Source organism: Bradyrhizobium sp. P2_E8 (assembly GCF_056403875.1).
Window position 1 is genome coordinate 1 of sequence record NZ_JBFUES010000709.1, and the last position, 4152, is coordinate 4152.

General features: G+C 64.8%; 4 protein-coding genes, 1 tRNA gene and 1 pseudogene. 5 read left to right on the forward strand and 1 reads right to left on the reverse strand.

The annotated features are described in order from the left end of the window. A pseudogene (locus tag AC1D00_RS30060) lies at positions 1–208 on the reverse strand (MarR family winged helix-turn-helix transcriptional regulator); the annotation flags it as partial. A gap of 225 nt (positions 209–433) precedes the next feature. Between AC1D00_RS30060 and AC1D00_RS30065 the strand changes: the two are divergent. The 5 genes from AC1D00_RS30065 (at position 434) to AC1D00_RS30085 (ending at position 4082) form a co-directional block, all read left to right on the forward strand. After that, positions 434–1624 (forward strand): Rieske 2Fe-2S domain-containing protein, encoded by a 1191-nt coding sequence (locus tag AC1D00_RS30065; RefSeq protein WP_477013165.1) that lies wholly within the window; start codon positions 434–436, stop codon positions 1622–1624. Positions 1625–1685: 61 nt separating this feature from the next. Further along, complete coding sequence (locus AC1D00_RS30070; protein ID WP_477013166.1) at positions 1686–2981, forward strand: spinster family MFS transporter; 1296 nt, start codon at positions 1686–1688, stop codon at positions 2979–2981. A gap of 145 nt (positions 2982–3126) precedes the next feature. Further along, positions 3127–3330, forward strand: coding sequence for a hypothetical protein (locus AC1D00_RS30075; RefSeq protein ID WP_025576489.1), 204 nt, complete (start codon positions 3127–3129; stop codon positions 3328–3330). Between the two features lie 160 nt (positions 3331–3490). Further along, positions 3491–3567: transfer RNA gene (locus AC1D00_RS30080), tRNA-Asp, on the forward strand. Between the two features lie 185 nt (positions 3568–3752). Continuing rightward, positions 3753–4082: an HU family DNA-binding protein gene (locus AC1D00_RS30085; protein ID WP_477013167.1), complete on the forward strand. Its 330-nt coding sequence runs from the start codon at positions 3753–3755 to the stop codon at positions 4080–4082. Positions 4083–4152: the final 70 nt, after the last annotated feature.

The window sequence follows — 4152 nt, forward strand, 5'->3', positions numbered from 1 at the left end:
GCTCAGCGGCGGGCGCCGGCCGGAGCGAAGCGACGAGACCGAACTCGACGGAAGACAATCCGGTGAGGCGCTTGTAGCGCAGGATGGCGCCGCGCTTGAGCAGATTGGCGAGCACCATCAGCCGCGACGACAGCATGACGGTGATCGGCGCCGGCTCGCTCTCGTCCGCCTCGGGCGTCGTCCACCCGTCCCTCGGTGTCTGGTTCATGCTCCACCTGTGCCAAGAAAGCGGTGGCCTGCCAAGCCCAAGTCCAAGCCCAAGTCCGAAGCAAGTCCGAAGCAAGTCCCAGGCTCAAGGCAGGCCGCCTCCCCACCTCATCCGACTGCGACTAAGAGGCATTTGGAAGATCGTTGACATTGTCATCGAACTATTTTTCACTGGGACAAGGCATCAAAAAGGCCAGCCAGCACGGCCCACGGCGGGAGGACCAGCATGACCATCACCCAGCGGGATCGCGATCTCGGCACGGCCTATGCGATGAAGCCGGCGCAGACGCGCACGGAGCTCACCTCGGTCGTGCGCGGCACGCCGATGGGTGAACTGCTCCGCCGTTACTGGCACCCGGTCGGGCTCGTCGGTGATGCCACCGGCACCCCGAAGAAGGTGCGCGCGCTGGGCGAGGATCTGGTGCTGTTCCGTGACAAGCATGGCCGTACGGGTCTCCTGCACGCGCGCTGCTGCCATCGCGGCACCACGCTCTACTATGGCAAGGTCGAGGAGGACGGCATCCGCTGCTGCTATCACGGCTGGAAGTTCGACGCCGAGGGCCACTGCCTGGAGCAGCCCTGCGAGCCCGGCGGCGGCCAGTTCAAGGACAAGGTGCGCCAGCCCTGGTATCCGGTCGAGGAACGCTACGGACTGATCTTCGCCTATATGGGCCCGGCCGAGAAACGCCCGGTGCTGCCGCGCTATGAGTGCCTCGAAAACATGGACGATGGCGAGTTCGTCGAGGCGGACGAGTCCTCGATCGGCGGCGGCGGACCTGCAGTGATCCCCTGCAACTGGCTCCAGCATTTCGAGAACGTGGTCGATCCCTACCACGTGCCGGTGCTGCACGGCTCGTTCTCGGGGCCGCAATTCACTGACATGATGGCCTCGATGCCGGAGGTGAGGTTCGACAAGACGCCGCGCGGGATCGCCGTGCGCTCGATCCGCAAACAGGACGACAGCAAGGTGTTTTACCGCGTCACCGAAGCCGCCCTCCCCACCTTGCGCGTCGTGCCGAACCCGCGCGTGGCGCAATTCGCCCGCGTCGAGTCGATCGGCTGGACGCTGCCGATCGACGACACATCGTTCCGCATCTACGTCGCCGGCCGCGTCAAGACATCAGGCGACATCGGCCGGATGCGCTCGAAGTTCAACGGAAAATTCTGGTGGGACATGACCGAGGAAGAGCACCAGCAATTCCCGGGCGATTACGAGGCCCAGGTCGGCCAGGGCGAGGTGACGGTTCACTCCGAGGAGCATTTCGGCCAGAGCGACCGCGGCATCCTGATGATCCGGCGCATGCTGAGCGAACAACTGGAGGCGATGGACGCAGATCGCGACCCGATCGGCGTCTCGTTCGACGCAAGCGCGCCCCCGGTCGAATTCGAAGCGGGGAACTACATCCGCGACGCGTGATGCTGCCAGCTCCAATAGGGGCTGGACCGACAACGACAACAAAGACAAATTGGGGGATGCGATGGTCGATGTGACGTCACAAGTGTCGGTGCAAACGGCCACCGCGGCAAAGCCCTCGGCGCGGCGCTATTACGTGCTGGGGCTGCTCACCATCATCTACGCGCTGAACTTCCTCGACCGCACGATCTTCAACGTCCTGATCGAGCCGATCAAGAAGGAGTTCGCCCTCAGCGACACCATGATGGGCCTGCTCGCAGGCTTCGGCTTCGCGCTGTTCTACTCCCTGCTCGGCATCCCCATCGCGCGCGCCGCCGACCGGCTCAACCGGCGCAACATCGTGGCCGTGGCCTTCGCGTTCTGGAGCGCGATGACGGCGCTGTGCGGCGCGGCCTCGAGCGTKACCTCGCTGGCGCTGGCGCGCATTGGCGTCGGCATCGGCGAATCCGCGGGCTCGCCCGCCTCGCAATCGATCGTCGCCGATCTCTTTGCCAAGAACGAACGACCGCGCGCGCTCGGCATCTACGCCATCGGCACCTATCTCGGCGTCTTCCTCGGCTATTTCGTCGGCGGCTACGTCAACCAGCACTATGGCTGGCGGATGGCGTTCTATGTCGCGGGCTTGCCGGGCATCCTGCTCGCGTTGGTCCTGTGGCTGACGATCTCCGAGCCGAAGCGCGGCGCCATGCAGGAGAGCTTCGTGCCCGAACCGCTCGGACCGACGCTGCAGTTTCTGGCCTCGCAGCGGAGCTTCGTCATCGTGCTGATCGGCTTCTGCCTCACCACCTACACGAACTACGCGACCGCGGCGTGGATCCCGCCGTTCCTGGCCCGCGTGCACCATCTGTCGAGCGCCGAGATCGGCACTTATGCCGGCACCTTCAAGGGGCTGGCCGGCATGGCCGGCACCCTGCTCGGCGGCTTCGTGGTGGCGCAAGTGAGCCGCAGCGACGACCGCTGGAAGCTGTGGGCGCCCGCAATCACCTCGGGCCTCGCCGGCCCGGTGTTCGCGCTGTGCATGCTGACGCAGGATTTCGCGATGATGGTGGCGATGCTGGCGCTGACCTCGTTCCTGGTCGGCTTCCATCTCGGGCCGATCTTCGCGATCGCCCAGACCGTGGCAAAGCCGAGCATGCGGGCGCTGGCCTCCGCGCTGATCGCGCTCACCGCGACCTGCTTCGGCCAGGGCGTCGGCCCGCTCGCCGTCGGCATGGTCAACGATGCCCTGAAGGGGAGTTACGGCGCAGACGCCGTGCGTTACTCCCTGCTCTCGGCGGCGGTCACGACCACGCTGGGCGCCCTGCTGTTCGTCTGGGCCGCCCGCGCGATCCGGGCCGATATCGGTCGGGCCGCGGCCTGAGGCTGGCCGGGATCCCGCCGCCGCCCGGTGAAACCAGCCGGGCGGGCAGATGAAACCATTTTGCGGAACCCGCGAAACCATCCGGAAACAGACGGTCATTAGAAGAAGAGCCATAGACGGCGGCAAAGCCCGTCGGGAGGCTCAGATGAACCACTCAATTCACTCTGCTGATCGTGCGACCCACCTGAAGATCGTGGTGGTGGCGCTGGTGGCCGGCATTGCGGTGGCCGGTTTCGGGATYGCAGCCCGCACCAATGCCGATTACAGCCAGACCGCCCAGTCGACCCACGTGATCAAGGCCGGCAAGCCGGTGGTGGTGACGAGCGCGGGCTCGTCGGAGATTCGCTGACACGCCCTGTTCCGGGCTGACCATTGGCCGCCTCCGGGCGGCCTTTTTCGTTTTCCAGAGCAATGCTTAGCCGATGTGTCCTGATGAAGCGCAACGTCCTTGACTTCAACAGGTCCCGCCTTTAAGTCCCCCCTCGTTCCGCGCGCTTTCAGCGAACCACGCGGGAGTAGCTCAGTTGGTTAGAGCGCCGGCCTGTCACGCCGGAGGTCGCGGGTTCGAGCCCCGTCTCTCGCGCCATTTTGGCAATCCCTTCATAGTCTTAACCCGAACTCCTCGATGCCTTTCGCGGCACTGCCGGCGTCCGGCGGGAACTCGTGGCATAGTCAGCCCGCGCCCGAATCGTCTACGCCTTCCAGGACTTAGAGGGATCCCCACGCTTTACCGGCTTTTCCGGGGCTTCCCTGTCATTGAGGAGGCCAGACATGGGTAAAAAGGATTCGGCTAAGAAGGATTCGGCGAAGAAGGCAGCCGCTCCCGCCACCATCACGCTCAAGCACCTGGCCGCTGACATCGCGGAGAGCCAGGACTTGTCGAAAAAGCACGCTGAGGCCGTCCTGACCGACATGATCGACCTGATCGCCAAGCATCTCAAGAAAGGCGACCGCGTCCGCATCGTCGGTCTTGGCATCCTCCAGGTCCGCAAGCGGGCCGCCCGGACCGGCCGCAACCCCGCCACCGGCGAGGCCATCCACATCAAGGCCAGCAAGAAGGTCGTCTTCCGCCCAGTCAAGGAACTGAAGGAAGCGATCTAGAGGCGGTTCCGATGGCGTCGGAACCGCCCTAGATTTTTTGTTTTGACGCGTTTTCTTTACGCGAACCGGT